Consider the following 16,346-nt stretch of genomic DNA (forward strand, 5'->3'; position numbering starts at 1 on the left):
CTCTGCTCGACCGTCGGGTGACACTTAGTCAGGCGACCCCGTGCAGTCGGACGGCAGTGGTGGGAAGAGGTGCCCCTTCACGTCCGTACTCCAGTGGTACTCATCCACCGCAGTCACACTCGTAGATTCCATGTCCGGGACCACCTCGGGCGGATCCCGCGGCACCCTGTCCTCGCTCATGTCTTCCTGTCCACGACGATGGCGGCCGGACCGCGACCGGGTAAGCCACCTGCAGAGGGTTCGGTCGGGAGACTCCGGCAAAGAATGCAACGGGCAGACACGCCCCCGGCCCACGCGGGGCGGGCTTGAGCTGTGGGGATAGCGGTGGGTGACTGTTCGAGATGCGTGGGTGCCGGGGCGCTGTTTCGCTGATGAGGCCCGCTCTTCCCGACAGATCCAGGAGTGATCATGAGCGTTGCAGGTGAATCCGGCCGTGCCCAGCAGATGCGTGCCAAGGCGCAGGAGATGAAGGACGAGGCCGCGCGCACCTCGGACCCGAAGGAGCGTAAGCGGCTGACGGACCGGGCCCGCCGATTGCAGGAGCAGAGCGAGCAGGAGAGTCGCGGCGGCAACCAGAACATGGACCCCATGTAGCCGGCCCCCGCTGAACACGCCGGCCGGTGTTCTCCGGCGCTCAGAGCGCCGGAGAACACCGGCTGGACCATGTGTCACTGTGAACGACGTGACCTGCCGGAGCGCTGCGGTTCGTCGAAAGGCAGTGCACGAGCGGCATGAAGTTCCCCCGCGATCGTGGACAGCGAGTGATTACGCTGCGGGGGCGAGGTCCTGCGCTGCCAGGGCCCTGGTTTCGACCGGGGTGACGTATCCGTAGACGGGGTGCTTCCGCAGACGGGTTCGGTTGTACTCGACCTCGATGAAGCGGAAGACGTCGGCGCGAGCCGCCTCATCGGGATGCCCAGATCGTGGTCCCGATCTCCGCTTTCAACAGCCCGAAAAACTCTCAGCTGCGGCGTTATCGCAACATGAGCCTGTTCTGCCCATGCTCTACCGAAGACCCAACTCCCTTATCAGCGTGCGATATTCGCGTGAGGTGCAATCCGATCCGCGGTCCAAGTGCGCGATGCAGCCCTGCTTCAGCCCGCCCCGACCGGCAGCCATCTTCAGCGCGTCCACGACGAGCCCGGCCCAATGGTGGTCGGCCATCGCGTAGCCAGCCACCTCGCGGGTGGCCAGGTCGATCACCGTGGCGAGATACCACCAGCCGGCCGGCGTGGGCAGGCAGGTGATATCGGAGACCAGCTTCGTGCCGGGCCCGGTAGCGGTGAAGTCCCGCCCGACAAGATCCGGTGACGGGGCCATCCGGCTCACGTCGGCAGCCGGTGTCGATCCGATGGTGGTGCTCGGGATCAGGAACCCGCCGCTGATGCGGTAGAAGGCGCGGTCCGAGGTGAGCTGGATGTCCGAGAGGCTGTTGAACAGGAAGCCGGGGATCCGCTTGTTCTGGGTCGTCCCCGTGGCGATGTCGTAGACGTACAGGTACGTCCCGTCGCCGCCGGCCCAGGCGATGGTGCCGTTCTTCATGGCGAGGCGCGAGGCCTTGGTGCCGGCTTCAGGCGTCACGTTGACCGTGGTGCCATCGGCCTTCAGGAGCATGACGTCCTGCTCGCCGTCGGCAGTGGTGCTGATGCAGGCGAGGGCGCCGTTCTCGGTGACCGGCTCGGTCTCGTCGGCGTCTGGGTGTCGACCAGCTTCTTGATCGCGCGCCCTGACCCTTGTCTCCGGCCCGGTAGATGCCGACGCCGACGGCGGAGACCCGGGTGAAGACGACACGCTCGTCGTCGAGGGACGGGTCCATCAGGTAGGCGTCCGACTGCGTCAGCTCGTGCTGGGGCTTCTTGCCGAAGCGGCCGACCGTGATGCCGAAGGCGGCGCCGCCCAGGTCCCAGGCGATCGCGTCACCGTGACCAATGGCGTAGACATCGCCACTGATCTGGGCGGCCTGCTCGTCGATGCCGCTGTAGACCTCGTAGGCGGGCAGGACGTCGGCGCCGATGGTGGTGCCGTCGTGTGTGCCGGACTTCTGCTCCCAGCCCCGCTCGATGCCGTGGTCGTCGAAGGCCCGGCCGATGGCGTCGAGGTCGGCCGCTGAGACCTTCAGGGACTTCGCGGCCAGGGTGACCGCGTTGCGTATGTCGGTGAAGCCGGACAGCGGGGTGAGGTAGTTCTGGGCCGCCCGGTACATGATGCGGTCAGCGAGGCCGGCGTCGATGTTCTTGCAGATGTCCACAGCGCGCCACCGACGATGGTGGAGTTGGAGTGCACGCCGCCGTTGTCGATGTCGAGCGTGATGGGCTTGCAGTCCGTCCGCGCGTTGCGGCCGTCGTCGAGGTCGCGCAGCGCGCACTCCCGAAGCGGCTTCGTGCCGTTGCAGAGGTATTCACCGATGAGGCCGGACGTCGGGTCGCTCATCGCGACGCCTTTGTCGGCCGGTCTCCATGGCGTTGCCGAAGTAGTCGGAGATCGCCTCGTTGAGGGCGCCCGACTGGTTCAGGTAGACGAGCCCGGCGGAATGCTCGGTGACGTCGTGGGTCATCTCGTGGCCGACCACGTCCAGGCCCACGGACAGCGGCACGCCGTCCATGTGGCCGTAGACCATCTTGGAGCCGTCCCAGAAGGCGTTGGCGTAGTCCTTGCCGTTGTTCGCGACGTTGACGACGGAATAGATCGTGCCGCCCTTGCCGTCGACACCATCACGGCCGAGCTAGTCCTTGAGGTATTCGTAGACCTTCGCCGCGTTCAGGTGTGCGTCGACCGCGCCGGAGGACGTGTTGGAGGCTTCGAACCGGTCGCTCGCGGAGGTCGCCAGGGGAATGTCCTCGGTGACCGGGCCGCCCGCCGCAAGCGAGCGGCACTCGCACCAGACGTGACGGCGGTCTGACTCATGACCGGGCACCCTGGACGCTGCGGGCCCCTGGGACACCCGATCGGAGCACCGGTGAACTGGTGAAATTCGAGGTGTCACCGCCAGTCGTGCGGGCCGTCTACGGTGGCAGGCTCCACCATCGAGTCAACCGGGAGGGACGGAGAACCGATGGCGCAGAACCTGCAGGAAGCCGCGTCGGCCGAGCGGGTGGCCAACAAGCGCATCAATGCCGGCGTGAGGCTCATGGGCTGGCTGACGACCACGGACCACAAGGTCATCGGCAATCTCTACATGGTCACCGCGTTCGGGTTCTTCCTGCTGGCCGGAGTGATGGCCATGCTCATGCGAGCGGAGCTGGCCCGGCCAGGACTTCAGATCGCCAGCCCAGAACAATACAACCAGCTGTTCACCATCCACGGCACCATCATGATGCTGCTGTTCGCCACGCCGATGTTCGGCGGCTTCGCGAACGCCATCATGCCGCTTCAGATCGGCGCGCCCGACGTCGCCTTCCCCCGCCTCAACGCGCTCACCTACTGGCTCTTCCTCTTCGGCGGAATCATCGTGGTGTCCGGATTCGTGGTGCCCGGCGGTGCGGCACACTTCGGCTGGTTCGCCTACGCTCCGCTGAACAGTGCCGTCTTCTCGCCCGGCGCCGGCGGAGACCTCTGGACCATGGGCCTGGTGCTGTCGGGGATCAGTACGACCCTGGCATCGGTCAATTTCATCACTACGATCGTCTGTCTGCGCGCCCCGGGTATGACCATGTTCCGGATGCCGATCTTCACCTGGAACGTTCTGTTCACCTCGATCCTCGCGCTGCTCGCTTTTCCGGTGCTCGCGGCCACGCTGCTCGCCCTCGAAGCCGACCGGAAGTTCGGGGCGCAGGTTTTCGACTCCGCGAACGGCGGGGCGCTGCTGTGGCAGCACCTGTTCTGGTTCTTCGGCCATCCCGAGGTCTACATTGTCGCGTTGCCCTTCTTCGGAGTGGTCAGCGAGATCATTCCCGCGTTCAGCCGGAAGCCGATGTTCGGGTATTTCGGAATGGTGATGGCCACGATCAGCATCACCATGCTCTCGGCGGTTGTCTGGGCCCACCACATGTTCGCGACGGGGGCCGTCCTCCTGCCCTTCTTCTCCGCCATGTCGTTCATCATCGCCGTGCCCACCGGTGTCAAGTTCTTCAACTGGATCGGCACCATGTGGCACGGCAGCATCTCGTTCGAGACACCCATGCTCTGGGCGATTGGCTTCCTCGTGACTTTTCTCCTCGGCGGCCTCAGTGGAGCGCTGATCGCCTCACCCCCGCTGGACTTCCATCTCACCGATTCGTACTTCATCGTCGCCCACCTCCATTACGTGCTCTTCGGAACAGTGGTCTTCGCGATGTTCGGCGGCTTCTACTTCTGGTGGCCCAAGTTGACCGGACGCATGCTGGATGAACGCATCGGGCGTATCCATTTCTGGACCTTGTTCGTCGGCTTTCAGCTGACCTTCCTGGTCCAGCACTGGCTGGGTGAGGCCGGAATGCCCCGGCGTTACGCCGACTATCTCGCGGCGGACGGCTTCACCTTGCTCAATACGATCTCGTCCGTCGGCTCCTTTCTGCTGGGCCTGTCGACACTGCCATTCCTGTACAACGTGTGGCACACCAGCCGTTACGCGCCGAAGGTCGAGGTGGACGACCCGTGGGGGTTCGGCCGCTCCCTGGAGTGGGCGACCTCCTGTCCGCCCCCGAGGCACAATTTCCGGGCTTTGCCTCGCGTACGTTCCGACTCACCGGCCTTCGACCTGCACCACCCCCTCACGCCGGAGAAGCAGAAGCCGGGCCTCGGCCGAGGCGAGTACCACTCCGCATCGGGCGCCGAAGAGGAGTCGGGCGAATGAAGACCGAGGCCGTTCTCTTCGCCGGAGTCGCGGGGTTCTTTCTCGTGACCGATGTTCTCTACGCCGTGTGGTCCCGGGATCCGACAGGCACGGCGGCTCTTACCATCTCGTTCCTCATGGCGTCGCTGGTCACGTTCTTCTTCGCCACCAACTACCGGAGGAAGGGACTGCGCCCCGAGGACCGCGGGGACGGACACATCCATGAGCGGTCCGGTCCGGTGGACTTCTTTCCTCCGCACAGCATCTGGCCGTCGCTGACAGCCGCGGGGATGGCCCTGCTCGCTCTCGGTGTGGTGTTCGGTCTGTGGCTCTTCCTGATCGGGCTGGGCGTGGTCCTGGCAGGGGTGTTCGGAATGGTCTTCCAATACGCGCGCGCCCAGGGCTGAGGACGGTTCTCAGCCCTCGGGCTCGCGGACCGGCTCCGGCGGCGCGGTCCGCTCGGCGATCCGGGACCGTTGCTCGTCCGTGGCGGGCAGTTCCACGCGATCCCCGTAGTACCAGCCGCTCAATACGGACCGAAGCCGTCGCCGACGCGAGATCGGGCCCTCCGCGGGGAGCTCCAGGGGCGTCGGGACATCACGCATCAGGATGCGGTAGCGGGCTGTCGGGCTCAGGCCGCGGTGGCTCTCCGAGAGGTCGCCGTTCAGCGACTGGGTCACCTGGCCGGTCTCCTCACCCTCGGTCAGCCGGCGGCGGTCCCGCATCTGAAGGGCGAGGCAGAGGCGCTTGGTCAGCGCGAAGGCCAGGAGCGGGGCGGCGATCAGCGCGGTTCTGAGGATCCAGGTCATGGCCTCGACCGAAACCCTGAACGAGAGGGCGACGACGTCGTTGCCGCCGGCGACCAGGAGAACGGCGTAGAAGACGATAGCCGCCACGCCGAGCCCCGTACGGGTCGGCCGGTTGCGCGGCCGGTCGCACAGATGGTGTTCCCTGCGGTCGCCCGTCACCCATTTCTCGAAGAAGGGATAGAGGAACAGCACTGTGAAGACCACGCCTGGCAGCACGATCGCCGGAATGAACACATTCCACATGATGGTGTGGCCCGCAATGTCGGTCTCCCATGGCGGCATCAGCCGGAGCGCGCCCTCCAGGAACCCGACATACCAGTCCGGCTGTGCGTTACCGGAAACCTGGCTGGCGCGGTAGGGGCCGTAGTTCCATACGGGGTTGATCTGGGCGAGCGCGCCCAGCAAGGTCAGTACGCCGAACACCATGAGGAAGAAACCTGCGGTCTTCGCGGTGAAGTGAGGGAACGCCGGTGAGCCGACGGCGTTCTCATTGGTCTTCCCCTGACCCGCCCAGTGGGTGTGTTTGAGGTAGACCACCAGGATGAGATGAGCGGTGATCAGCGCCACGATCAGGCCGGGCACAAGCAGGACATGCACGGGATACAGACGGGGGATCACATCATTGCCCGGGAACTGTCCGCCGAAGACGAACAGCTCCAAGTACGTTCCCACGACAGGGATCGACCCCACGATGGTGGCCGCCGTCCTCAGGCCCGTACCGGACAGCAGGTCGTCGGGCAGCGAGTAGCCCGCGAATCCTTCGAGGAGCGCGAGTACGAACAGTGTCACGCCGACGATCCAGTTGGCCTCCCGCGGTTTACGGAAGGCGCCGGTGAAGAAGATCCGCAGCATATGGACGGCGATCGCGGCGACGAATACCAGTGCCGCCCAGTGGTGGATCTGACGGATCAGCAGGCCCCCACGAACGGCGAAGCTGATGTCGAGGGTGGTGGTGTAGGCCTGCGTCATCCTCACGCCCTGAAGGGGCGCATAGGAACCGGTGTAGACGCTCTCCATCATGCTCGGGTCGAAGAACAGGGTGAGGTACACGCCGGTGAGGAGCAGGACCACGAAGGAGTAGAGGGCGATCTCGCCGAGGAGAAAAGACCAGTGATCGGGAAAGGCCTTGCGCAGCAACTGCCTGGCCAGCTCGCTGATGGGCAGGCGCGCATCCACCGCACCGTATCCACTGACCGTCGCCTGCCCGGCCCGGGCCTTCAGCTGCGCCTTACGCCTCCGCAGGGGCATGCACCACTCTCCCGTCGATCTTCCTCCACCCCCCATCCCCTATTGTTACGGTTCGCCCTTTATGGGTAACGCATTACTCGAAGGGACTACGCAGAATCGCGGGATCGGCACCTGATCGGCCGACTTGGTCCTGACGTGCAGAGTGGGACCGGGCTGGTATGTCGGGCCCACCCGCGAGCGATGTGCGGGGCCCCGCCGCCGCAAGGGGTGATGCGCGTCGCCCCGTCGCCCTCGACTGCATGACTCCGTTCGCCCAACCGGGGATCTCCATGGGCAGTTGACGGAACTCTGAGCATCGACGACTTCCTCCTCAGCCGGCCGTCTCCGCGCGCATCCGGTCCGCGTCAGACCTTCCACGACGGGAACTCTCAGAACCCCGGAGCCCGTGGCCGCCCCACCGCCGGTCTTCCGCGAGTGGGATGCGAGGTGTGCGCCACCGGCGTGCAGTGACCCGCAGTCCGTCCGACTCTGATCGCCCGTACCGGGCGCCGGGCCGCGGTCCGGCGGCGCGGCGACGGCACGGCCGCCCCACACGTGACGAAGACGGCCCACGAGATCGACGCCGCGTATCCGCCATCGGCCCGCTTCGTCGCCGCGGACCTGCGGCGCAGCGAACCGCGCGCCATACGCAAGCAAGCCGGCGGCCTGGCCCGAGCCGTCGGCGTGGCCTCCGTCAGCCGGCCTGGGACACGCAGGGCAGGGGGACGGCTGTCCCCCTGCCCCGTGTCCGTTGAACGCGCCCGTCCACACCTGGCCGGTCGGCTGACCAGTCCCTCGCCGAGGCGTCAGGCGCGCGCCTTGCGGGCCGACATCCATGCGTAGACCAGGACACCCACGAAGAGAAACAGCACGCCCTGATAGACGGCTGCGTAGCCGGAGCCCGCCAGGAGCCACATGGAGAAGCCGAAGGCGGCCAGCGCGAGCACGGCGTCACGGGCGAGGCGAGCCGGGCGAACCCGGTCGCGCTGTCCCGAGACGAGGAAGTGCAGCTGGGCCGCCGTCGCCAGGAGGTAAGGGACGGTCGCGGTGAAGGTCGTCACCAGCACCAGGATCTCGAACACCTGGGCCGTCCCGGCCATGTAGTTGTAGACAGTCAGCAACGAGGCGAGGACGACCGTGACGATCACACCGAAGGTGGGCACACCCCGCCGCTTCACCGCGAAGCGCGCCGGGAACAGCCCGTCACGGGCGGCGGCGTACCCGGTCTGGGCGGCTGAGCAGCGTCCAGCCGTTGAGCGCGCCCACGATCGACACCAGCGCCGCGCAGGCGACCGCCGCGCCGCCCCATGTGCCGCCGAACATGGCGTTGACGGCGTCGGTGAAGGGGGCGCTCGAGGTGAGCAGCTTGTCGTGCGCGACCGTACCGAAGACGGCGAGGGTACCCAGCAGGTACACCAGCGCCGCACCGAGAGTGCCGAGGACGGTCGCCCGTCCGACGTTGCGCCGCGGATTGCGCACCTCGCCCGCACTGACCGCCGCCGACTCGACGCCGAGATAGCTGAAGAGCAGGATCGCGGCGGACGCGGAGACCGCGCCGAGAGCGCCACCTTCCGTGGCCTGGAAAGGACCGAGGTTGTCCGGGTCGAAGAAGAACAGCCCGCCGATCGCGACCAGCAGCAAAGGCACGAACTTCAGCACGGTGGAGACGAGCTGCACCGCGCCGACGTAACGGGTCCCCGCGAGATTGGCGAGAGCCGGCAGCCACTGCACGACGAGTGCGGCGGTCATCATCAGCCACGGCGAGTCGTGCAGGGGCAGCAGCACGTCCAGGTAGCCCACGGCGGTGACGGCGAGCGCCGCGTTGCTCACCCAGGAGGTGATCCAGTACGACCAGGCGGCCAGGAAACCCGCGAAATCGCCGAAGGCCTCGCGCACGTAGACGTACGGCCCGCCGGTGCGCGGGTCGCGCTGCGCGAGACGCCCGAAGACGAGCGCGAGCGCGATGGCGCCGACGGTGAGCACGCCGAAGGCGACGAGGCTGATGGTGCCGTACGGGGCGACGGACGCGGGGAGCAGGAAGATGCCGCCGCCGATGATGTTGCCCATGACCAGTGCGGTGGCGACCGGAAGCCCGAAGCGCCGGGAGTGCCGGCTGCCCCCTTCCCGCTCCGGGGACGGAAGGTGTCCCGTCCGGGCGGAGTCGGGGCCTTGGGTCGGGTCCGGAGCCGGAGCCGATTGTGAGACGGTTCCGGTGTCGTGCATGGGGATCGTGCGCCTTTCATCGTGCTGGGTACCGTCGCCTGCCCCGCGAGGCAGTGCCACGGCCCCCTGTCCGTGCAGCGGCGGCCCAGCGTGCGGGCGCACGCCTGCTGCGGGAACCGTCGGGGGAAGCTTCCATGCTCGGTTATCGGACACCGCACAACAAATCACGGGTGAATGTTCACCGAGGTACTGGCCGCGACCGGAAATCGGACGGAACTGAGCCCGCGCGACCGCGCATCCTTCTCCATGGGCTCAAAGGCTCCAACGCCCACTGTGGCTGGCGATCACCCTCCCGACGGGCCCGGAAGGCCCTGCGCCGACGACGAGTTCGTCCGGCGAGACGAGGAATCGGACAGCGGCTTCCTCGGCTTCTGGACACGGTAGGGATGTGCTCGTGACCGCCGCCGGAATGAACCGCCCCAGGGAGCTGCGATCGGCGCGCACGCTGATCGAGCGCCGTATTCCCGTAGCCGCCGAGGCGCTGGCGTCACCTGCCACCGGCCTGCGTTCCCTGAGCAAGGCGCCTGCAGCGTTCCAGCCCCTGGGGACGGCCGGCAGTCGGCTCTCGGGCCTCCGGCGGTGACTTGGGACGTGCCGCGCCGGCAGAACCGTTTCGAGACTCCGTGTCGAGAGATCGGTGTCAGGCGTCTTCACGGTAGAGGTCGGAGAGCAGGGCGACGGCGGCGTGAGTAGCAGGGTGGGGGTCGTGCCGGCGCCAGATGAGGTGGACCGGAACGGGGTCGGCGTCACGCAGGGGCCGGTAGGCAATGCCGTCACGGCGGTACTGGGTGGCGGTGGCCTGTGGAGTGACGCCGACGCAGCGGCCGGTGGCGATGGCGGCCAGCCAGTCGTCGATGTCCTGGGTGTACTCCACGGCGGGGCGGAAACCTTCGGGCCACAGGTCCAGGGTGGTTGTGCCGGTGCGGCGGTCGACGACGAGGGTGCGCTCGCGGATTTCCTCCAGCCGGACACTGCGACGCTTGGCCCATGGGTCGTCTGAGGCCAGGGCCACACAGCGACGCTCCTGGCCGACAAGGGCGTGGGCACAACGGCGGGTGTCGATGGCGGTGCGGACGACGGCCAGGTCGCACAGGCCCTCGGCCAGGCCACCGGTGGGGGTGTTGTGGCGGATCAGGTGCAGTTCGACATCGGGGCGGCGGTCGTGCCAGCGCCGCTGGAACTCGGTGGTGTGGCGGCCCATTGCCGACCATGCGTGGCCGACGCGCAGGCGGGTGTGGCCAGTGGTGGCCAGGCGCACCAGTTCATCGGCGTCGGCGAGCAGGTGGCGGGCGCCGGCGAGTACCTGTACGCCGGCGGTGGTGGGGGTGACGGTACGGCTGGTGCGGTGCAGCAGCCGTACGCCGAGGATTCGCTCCAACGCGATCAGGGTGCGGGAGACCGCGGCCTGGGAGACACCGAGCTCGATCGCTGCGTCGGTGAAGCCGCCTGTGTCGACGATGGTGACCAGGCAGCGCAGGTGCCGCAGCTCAAGCTCCGAACGACCATCCATGCGCCAAGTGTATAGATGGTGCATCCAATGCATTTTGCGTATGCATCGTCGTGGCAGATGGTCGTGTCATGACAACCGATGCTCGTACGGAAATAACTGCCGGGGCCGCACCGCCGACGGCCCCGCCCCGGCTGTCCGGGATCGCCCTGATGCTGGGCAGCGGTCTGTCCAATCAGGTCGGAGCGTCGGTGGCAGCCCTAGCCTTCCCGGTCCTCGGACCGGTAGGCGTTGTGGCGGTGCGCCAGTGGGTGGCCGCCGCAGTGCTGCTGGGCGCGGGCCGGCCGAAGCTGCGGTCATTCACCACCGCGCAATGGCGGCCTGTGCTGGGCCTGGCGGCGGTGTTCGCCGCCATGAACCTCACGCTGTACATGGCGATCGACCGGATCGGTCTCGGTCTCGCGGTCACCCTGGAGTTCCTCGGCCCGCTCACCGTGGCCCTGGTCAGTTCCCGCCGCCGTACCAATCTGGTCTGCGCCCTCGCCGTCGCCGCGGCCGTGGTGGTCCTCACGCGCCCCCGACCGAGCACCGACTACCTCGGCATAGCTCTGGCCCTTCTCGCCGCCGTCTGCTGGGGCTGTTACATCCTGCTCAACCGCACCGTGGGCGAGCGTCTGCCAGGTCTGCAGGGCTCGGCCGCGGCCGCGGCCGTCTCCGGCCTGCTCTACCTGCCCGTAGGCATCGCGGTCCTGTGGCTCCACCGCCCCACGGCCCCCGCTCTGCTGTGTGCGCTGGCCGCCGGAGTGCTGTCCTCCGCCGTGCCGTTCCTGGCTGACCTGCTCGCGCTGCGCCGGATCCCGGCCCACTTTTTCGGGATCTTCATGAGCGTCAACCCGGTGTTCGCCGCCCTGGTCGGCCTGCTCGTGCTGGGCCAGCACATCGGGATGGCGTCGTGGCTGGCCATCGCCGTGATCGTAACCGCCAACGCCCTCGCCGTGGGCACAGTCGCTCAGCACCTCAAGGAGAAGACGGCCCCATAAAGGTACTCACCGATCACACCCACCCGGAGCCCGCCTCGTTCAACGCCGCCCTCAAGGGCACACCATCCGATGACCGGCCGTGGCTTCGACGGGCTCCGGCGTCCGTGGGCAACTGGGTCTCGGCCGCGTGTCAGTCGGCTTCGACGGTGAGTGTCTGCTGCAGTGCGGCGAGGCCCTCGGTGTAGATGCCGTGGAACAGGGCGATGACCTCGTCGTCGCTGATGGCGTTTGGAATGAATGTGCCGGACCACTCCACGCGGGCCGTGTCCTGTCCGGGCACGTCGTGCACGGTAAGGGTGGAGAGGTAATCGATGACAGGGAAGGGGGCCCGGAGGATTGAGTAGCTGTAGGTGCGGGCCTTGTCGTCGAAGGATTCGAGACGCTCGACGATGACGCCGCCGTCCTCGTTGGCGAGGACGCGGACACGTCCGCCCTCGCTGAGTTCGCTGGTGGGGATGTAGGGCAGCCAGTCGGGAAGCGAGTCGAAGCCGCCGATGAGCTGCCAGATGCGGTCGGGCGATACGGGAATGTCGATGGATGCGGTGGTTGTGGCCACGGGATTCTCCTGGGGATCTGAGTCAGGGAGGAAAGGTTTAGGCGGCGGGTACGGGCGCGGAGTCGGCGATCAGCTTCTCCTCGCGCAGCGCCGTCCAGAAGGCGGCCGGGACAGTCTCGTCGAGAGCGGCGAGGTCTTCCGCGATGCGGCTGGGCTTCGTGGCACCGGGGACCGCAGCAACCGTCGCCGGGTGGGCAAGGGAGAACTGCAGTGCGGCGGCCTTGACGCCGATCCCGTGCCGCTCGGCGAGTGCCTTGATCCGCTCCACCTTGTCGATGACGGCCGCGGGCGCCTTCTGGTACTCGAAGTGTGTTCCTCCGGCGAGGATTCCCGAGCTGTACGGACCGCCGACGACGATGTCCACATCCTGGGCTGCGGCGTCCGGCAGCAGGCGCTGCAGGGCCCGGTCGTGGTCGAGGAACGTGTAGCGGCCGGCGAGGAGGAAGGCGTCGGGCTTCGGCTCGTCGAGATCGAGGGTGAGTTCCAACGGTTCTACGCGGTTGACGCCCAGGCCCCAGGCCTTGATGACGCCCTCCTCGCGCAGCGTCTGCAGGACGCGGAAGGCGCCCGTGCGGGCCGACTCGTAGGCGGCCCGCCACTCGTCTCCGTAGAAGTCCTGCGCAACATCGTGCACCCACACGATGTCGAGGCGGTCGGTCCTGAGGCGCTTGAGGCTGTCCTCGATGGAGCGCAGGGTGGCTTCGGCGGTGTAGTCGTTGACCATCTTGTTCGGACGGCCGTGCTCGAAGAGTCCGCCCTTCTCGCCGAGGTCCCGGGCAGCAGGGTCCTCGATCTCGTCGAGGATGACGCGGCCTACCTTCGTGCTGAGGACGAACTCGTCGCGCGGGTGCTGTGACAGTACGTCGCGAAGGCATCGTGGTGCGTGAACTTCCCTGGTACGGGGGGTCGGTGCATCTGTGGGTGGCCTGGCACCGGGTCGATCTTCGGCCCGTGGTGGCCTCGTTCCGCGAAACAGTCCTCGCGGAGCGAGGTGCCACGTGAGCGGAGGGAAGCAAGGGCCTTGGTGTCATCGACGTAGGTGTCGCCGTACAAGCTGTACCAACGCCGCCCGAGATGCTGCACTCCGGTCCGACGGTGGGCGTCATGATGTCTCCTCCTTCAGGACCTCCGTTCGGGATATCTGGATTGCTACAGGGACCGAGTCACGTGTGTCACAGGTGCCCTCATAGCCGTGCCTCACGCATGGCCGTGGGAGTTGTGAGGCACAAGAACGGTTGAGGAGAATCGGTGGTCTTCCTCATACACCGTGACATGCGCAGAACCAGGGGCACCCGCCACGAAACTCGCACACAAAGCACGGGCCGCCACGCACTCTGGCCTCGTAAGCTTCAAGGTCATGGGATCGCTGCTCCCGTGACACACACGGCCTGGTAACGGAAGAGACCCCGCTCGCCAGGAAGGACATGACGCGGGTTGTACGCAGCTCGTCAAGCCCGGACAGGATCTGAGCCTCTCCTGTTGGGAGAACCCCTCGACTTGGGACGAGGACGAGCAGGCCGAAGTGCGCCGGCAGATGGCCGACACAGCCCGATATGCCACCCATTACGGACTGCCTCCACTCCAAACCAACGACGACGTGATCACGCTCTTGGCAGCGGCCGACGTCATCCACGAGATCCCCGGCAGGGACGGTGTGCTGCGCCTGCATCCTGCGCACCCGTTGCCCGCGCCCAGAGGGCGAGCCCGCACCCCGGGAGTAGCGCGCCACCAGGTCACGAAGCGCGTGGTCCGGGCCGGGACGCACATGCCCGGACGAGACGGCTGGCGTGGCATGCCCCGGGTATGCAAGGGACGACCGATGAGCATGTGGGCGGTCTGCCGGTCCAGCCCGCCCCCTGGGGGTGCGCGAAGGATGACCGTGAGGTCTCGCGCACCCCGGTCCCGGACTTGGCCGGGTATAGCTTGCCCGGGTTGATCCGTTCCGGCCCCGTGTGCCCACGGCGCGGACATGCGTGGGTGGGTTCAGCTTTCACATCAGCCGGTGGCGGACCTGATCCGGGCCTCCACGGATCCTGCGTCGGTGACAGCGAAGCGATGGGGCGGCGCTGATGAACCGGCCGGTCTTCAGGGTCGCATTCACGGGCATCGATGTACGTGAGGCCCGTATTGGTGCCGCATCACCGCCCACACCAGCCATCACGCCGAGGAGCGTGGACTTGCCCCAGCCGTTCCGCCCGACAACGGCGGTGGTCATGAACTGCTGCCATCGCTGATGATCAGTCTCAGGCCGTTCGGCCATCGGCCGCGTCGGCTTCCGCCGACCATCCATGAGGCTAGTTCATACGCCCTCATACCCGCAGCGAACCACCGGAATCACAACCCGGGCATACACCTGACAAAGCCCTGGTTCTGTCCTGCGGATCAGGCCGCAGACTCATCAAATGAGCTGATCCCTCAGCTTCCCAGCGCTGCTTGCATCACGCGCTTCGCGATCGGTCCGCCCAGCCGTCCGCCCGAGACGTCCGAGCGGGAGATGTCCATGTCCGTCGGGTCGATGAAGACCGCAACCGCCACCGACGCGCCGTCGGCCTTCTTGCCGTACGAGACGAACCAGCCGTACGGCACCTCGTCATTCACATTCACACCGCGCTGCGCCGTGCCGGTCTTGCCACCGACCGTGACGCCGTCGATCAGGGCCCGTTGGGCGCTGCCCTCCTTGGCGGTGAACTCCATCATTTCCTGGACCTTCTTCGCCGTCTCCTCAGAGACGGCCTGGCTCTTGAGTTTCGGTTCGTGCTTCTCCAGGGTCGACAGGTCGGGGCCGCGCAGCTCTTCGACGATGTACGGCTGCATCAGCTTGCCGTCGTTGGCGAGAGCAGCGGTCACCATGGCCATCTGCATCGGGGTGCTGGTGAGGCTGCCCTGGCCCATGCCCGTCAGCGCGGTCCCCGGCTTGTCCAGTTGGCTCGGGTAGAGGCTTTTGGTGGCGAGCATGTCGCCGAACTCGTCGGAGTAGACGTCGGCGTTGAAGCCGAATTTCTCCGCTGTTTCGCGCATTTTGTCCGCGCCGACCCTGGAGGCCGCGGCGAGGAAGACGTTGTTGCAGGAGTACTGCATGGCGGTCTTCATGGACGCCTTGTTGCAGACCGCGTCGCCGGCTTCACTGCTGATCTTGTTCGAGGAGAGTGGCAGAGGGTACGGGGAAACGGCATCGGACGCCGCGTCGACGTCGGTGACCACACCGTTCTCCAGAGCGGCGGCCGCCGTGAGGATCTTGAACGTCGAGCCGGGCGGGAAGGTCTCACGCAGCGGGCGGTTGGCCAGGGGCTTGCTCTTGTCGTCGACGAGGTCCTGGAACCTGTCGCCCTCCTTGAACGAATTCCCGGCGAAGACGGCCGGGTCATAGGAAGGGGTGGAGACCAGCGCGAGTACCTTTCCGGTGCGCGGGTCAAGGGCGACGACCGCGCCGCGGGCACCGAGGTCGGTCAGCCCCTTGTAGCCCGCCTTCTGCGCCTTCGGGTCGATCGTGGTGATCACTTCGCCGCCGCGGCGCTGCTCGCCGGTGAGAATGTCTTTGGCGTGCCGGAAGGCGAACCGGTCGTCCTGGCCGCTGAGCACGCTGTCGTACGTCTTCTCCAGCAGGGACATGCCCTGTGCCTGCGAGGCGTACCCGGTTACCGGAGCGTACATCGCGCCCTGTTTGAAGGTCCGCTGGTACTTGAAGTCCGTGCCGGAGACCGCCTTCGAACCGGTGATCGGGTCACCACCCACGATGATGTCGCCACGCGGGGTGGCGAACTGAGCGATCTTCACCCGGCGATTGTGCTCATCAGTGGCAAGAGCATCGCTCTGGAAATACTGGAGCCAGTTCGCCCGGAGCAGCAAAGCCAGTACCAGCAGTCCACAGAAGACGGCTATGTGCCGCAACGGCCTGTTCATCGTTCTCCCGCTTCTCGAACCATTCGATCTTCAACAATGGAGATGCACCTGCGGACCGCATGGTTGCACCAAGGCGCCTTCGCTGCTCCTGCCCGTGGACCGAACTACTGGGAGTTCTCCGGGCGGAAACCCTGTTCGTCGAGGTGACAGTGATTCTGGCCGGCCGAGGGCGTCCATACCGATGAGCGAGAAGTGACCGTGACCGGGTCGAGGGCCGGTCTTCCCAGACGGCTCCGACAGGCGTTCGGGCAGGTCATCGCAGAGGACAGCCGCATCTACCGTTTCGATCTCCTCTACCACCCGGGCAGGCCGGCCGGAGCACGCCAGGTGGACGTGCCGGCGGCCGTCGCCCGGTAGCTGACCGCGGACTTGGCCCGGCTGCGGCCGGACCTGG

14 protein-coding genes and 3 pseudogenes are annotated in these 16,346 nt (G+C 66.9%); 6 read left to right on the forward strand and 11 right to left on the reverse strand.

Going from position 1 to position 16,346, the window contains the following annotated elements; translation table 11 throughout:
• Positions 1 to 408 precede the first annotated feature (408 nt).
• Complete coding sequence (locus tag ACZ7IB_RS30600) at positions 409 to 594, forward strand: DUF6381 family protein (RefSeq protein WP_470917020.1); 186 nt, start codon at positions 409 to 411, stop codon at positions 592 to 594.
• Between the two features lie 411 nt (positions 595 to 1,005).
• Here the strand turns inward: ACZ7IB_RS30600 and ACZ7IB_RS30605 are convergent, their stop codons facing one another.
• The 5 genes and pseudogenes from ACZ7IB_RS30605 to ACZ7IB_RS30625 form a co-directional block, all read right to left on the reverse strand.
• Positions 1,006 to 1,614, reverse strand: coding sequence for a DDE-type integrase/transposase/recombinase (locus tag ACZ7IB_RS30605; RefSeq protein ID WP_470917021.1), 609 nt, complete (start codon positions 1,612 to 1,614; stop codon positions 1,006 to 1,008).
• Positions 1,571 to 2,248: a M4 family metallopeptidase gene (locus ACZ7IB_RS30610; RefSeq protein WP_470917022.1), complete on the reverse strand. Its 678-nt coding sequence runs from the start codon at positions 2,246 to 2,248 to the stop codon at positions 1,571 to 1,573. Before ACZ7IB_RS30610 ends, ACZ7IB_RS30605 begins: the two co-directional genes overlap by 44 nt.
• Before the next feature lie 150 nt (positions 2,249 to 2,398).
• Positions 2,399 to 2,554 (reverse strand): M4 family metallopeptidase, encoded by a 156-nt coding sequence (locus tag ACZ7IB_RS30615; protein ID WP_470917051.1) that lies wholly within the window; start codon positions 2,552 to 2,554, stop codon positions 2,399 to 2,401.
• Positions 2,546 to 2,710 (reverse strand): annotated as a pseudogene (locus ACZ7IB_RS30620) (hypothetical protein); the annotation flags it as partial. The gene ACZ7IB_RS30615 and the pseudogene ACZ7IB_RS30620, both read right to left, overlap by 9 nt.
• Positions 2,711 to 2,722: 12 nt before the next feature.
• Complete coding sequence (locus tag ACZ7IB_RS30625; protein WP_470917023.1) at positions 2,723 to 2,914, reverse strand: hypothetical protein; 192 nt, start codon at positions 2,912 to 2,914, stop codon at positions 2,723 to 2,725.
• A gap of 213 nt (positions 2,915 to 3,127) precedes the next feature.
• On the opposite strand from ACZ7IB_RS30625, the gene ctaD reads away from it, so the two are divergent.
• Positions 3,128 to 4,771, forward strand: coding sequence for an aa3-type cytochrome oxidase subunit I (ctaD, locus tag ACZ7IB_RS30630; RefSeq protein ID WP_470917052.1), 1,644 nt, complete (start codon positions 3,128 to 3,130; stop codon positions 4,769 to 4,771).
• Positions 4,768 to 5,157, forward strand: coding sequence for a cytochrome c oxidase subunit 4 (locus tag ACZ7IB_RS30635; protein WP_470917024.1), 390 nt, complete (start codon positions 4,768 to 4,770; stop codon positions 5,155 to 5,157). Before ctaD ends, ACZ7IB_RS30635 begins: the two co-directional genes overlap by 4 nt.
• Before the next feature lie 9 nt (positions 5,158 to 5,166).
• On the opposite strand, the gene qcrB is transcribed toward ACZ7IB_RS30635, so the two are convergent.
• Positions 5,167 to 6,807: a cytochrome bc1 complex cytochrome b subunit gene (gene qcrB / locus ACZ7IB_RS30640; RefSeq protein ID WP_470917025.1), complete on the reverse strand. Its 1,641-nt coding sequence runs from the start codon at positions 6,805 to 6,807 to the stop codon at positions 5,167 to 5,169.
• Between the two features lie 785 nt (positions 6,808 to 7,592).
• A pseudogene (locus tag ACZ7IB_RS30645) lies at positions 7,593 to 9,009 on the reverse strand (amino acid permease).
• Between the two features lie 283 nt (positions 9,010 to 9,292).
• On the opposite strand from ACZ7IB_RS30645, the gene ACZ7IB_RS30650 reads away from it, so the two are divergent.
• Positions 9,293 to 9,592 (forward strand): oxidoreductase C-terminal domain-containing protein, encoded by a 300-nt coding sequence (locus ACZ7IB_RS30650; protein WP_470917053.1) that lies wholly within the window; start codon positions 9,293 to 9,295, stop codon positions 9,590 to 9,592.
• 57 nt (positions 9,593 to 9,649) lie between these two features.
• On the opposite strand, the gene ACZ7IB_RS30655 is transcribed toward ACZ7IB_RS30650, so the two are convergent.
• Positions 9,650 to 10,519, reverse strand: coding sequence for a LysR family transcriptional regulator (locus tag ACZ7IB_RS30655; RefSeq protein ID WP_470917026.1), 870 nt, complete (start codon positions 10,517 to 10,519; stop codon positions 9,650 to 9,652).
• Positions 10,520 to 10,668: 149 nt separating this feature from the next.
• Here ACZ7IB_RS30655 and ACZ7IB_RS30660 point away from each other — a divergent pair, with 149 nt between their 5' ends.
• Positions 10,669 to 11,496, forward strand: coding sequence for an EamA family transporter (locus ACZ7IB_RS30660; protein WP_470917054.1), 828 nt, complete (start codon positions 10,669 to 10,671; stop codon positions 11,494 to 11,496).
• Between the two features lie 130 nt (positions 11,497 to 11,626).
• On the opposite strand, the gene ACZ7IB_RS30665 is transcribed toward ACZ7IB_RS30660, so the two are convergent.
• The 3 genes and pseudogenes from ACZ7IB_RS30665 to ACZ7IB_RS30675 form a co-directional block, all read right to left on the reverse strand.
• The gene (locus tag ACZ7IB_RS30665; protein ID WP_470917027.1) at positions 11,627 to 12,052 is read right to left on the reverse strand and encodes an SRPBCC family protein; all 426 of its coding nucleotides are present in this window, start codon (positions 12,050 to 12,052) and stop codon (positions 11,627 to 11,629) included.
• A gap of 37 nt (positions 12,053 to 12,089) precedes the next feature.
• Positions 12,090 to 12,923, reverse strand: a pseudogene (locus tag ACZ7IB_RS30670) (aldo/keto reductase); the annotation flags it as partial.
• Between the two features lie 1,544 nt (positions 12,924 to 14,467).
• Positions 14,468 to 15,952 (reverse strand): peptidoglycan D,D-transpeptidase FtsI family protein, encoded by a 1,485-nt coding sequence (locus ACZ7IB_RS30675; RefSeq protein WP_470917028.1) that lies wholly within the window; start codon positions 15,950 to 15,952, stop codon positions 14,468 to 14,470.
• A 198-nt stretch (positions 15,953 to 16,150) separates the two neighbouring features.
• On the opposite strand from ACZ7IB_RS30675, the gene ACZ7IB_RS30680 reads away from it, so the two are divergent.
• Positions 16,151 to 16,309, forward strand: coding sequence for a hypothetical protein (locus ACZ7IB_RS30680; RefSeq protein WP_470917029.1), 159 nt, complete (start codon positions 16,151 to 16,153; stop codon positions 16,307 to 16,309).
• The last annotated feature ends 37 nt before the right edge of the window (positions 16,310 to 16,346 follow it).

The sequence above is a fragment of the Streptomyces sp. NPDC037301 genome (assembly GCF_055602785.1).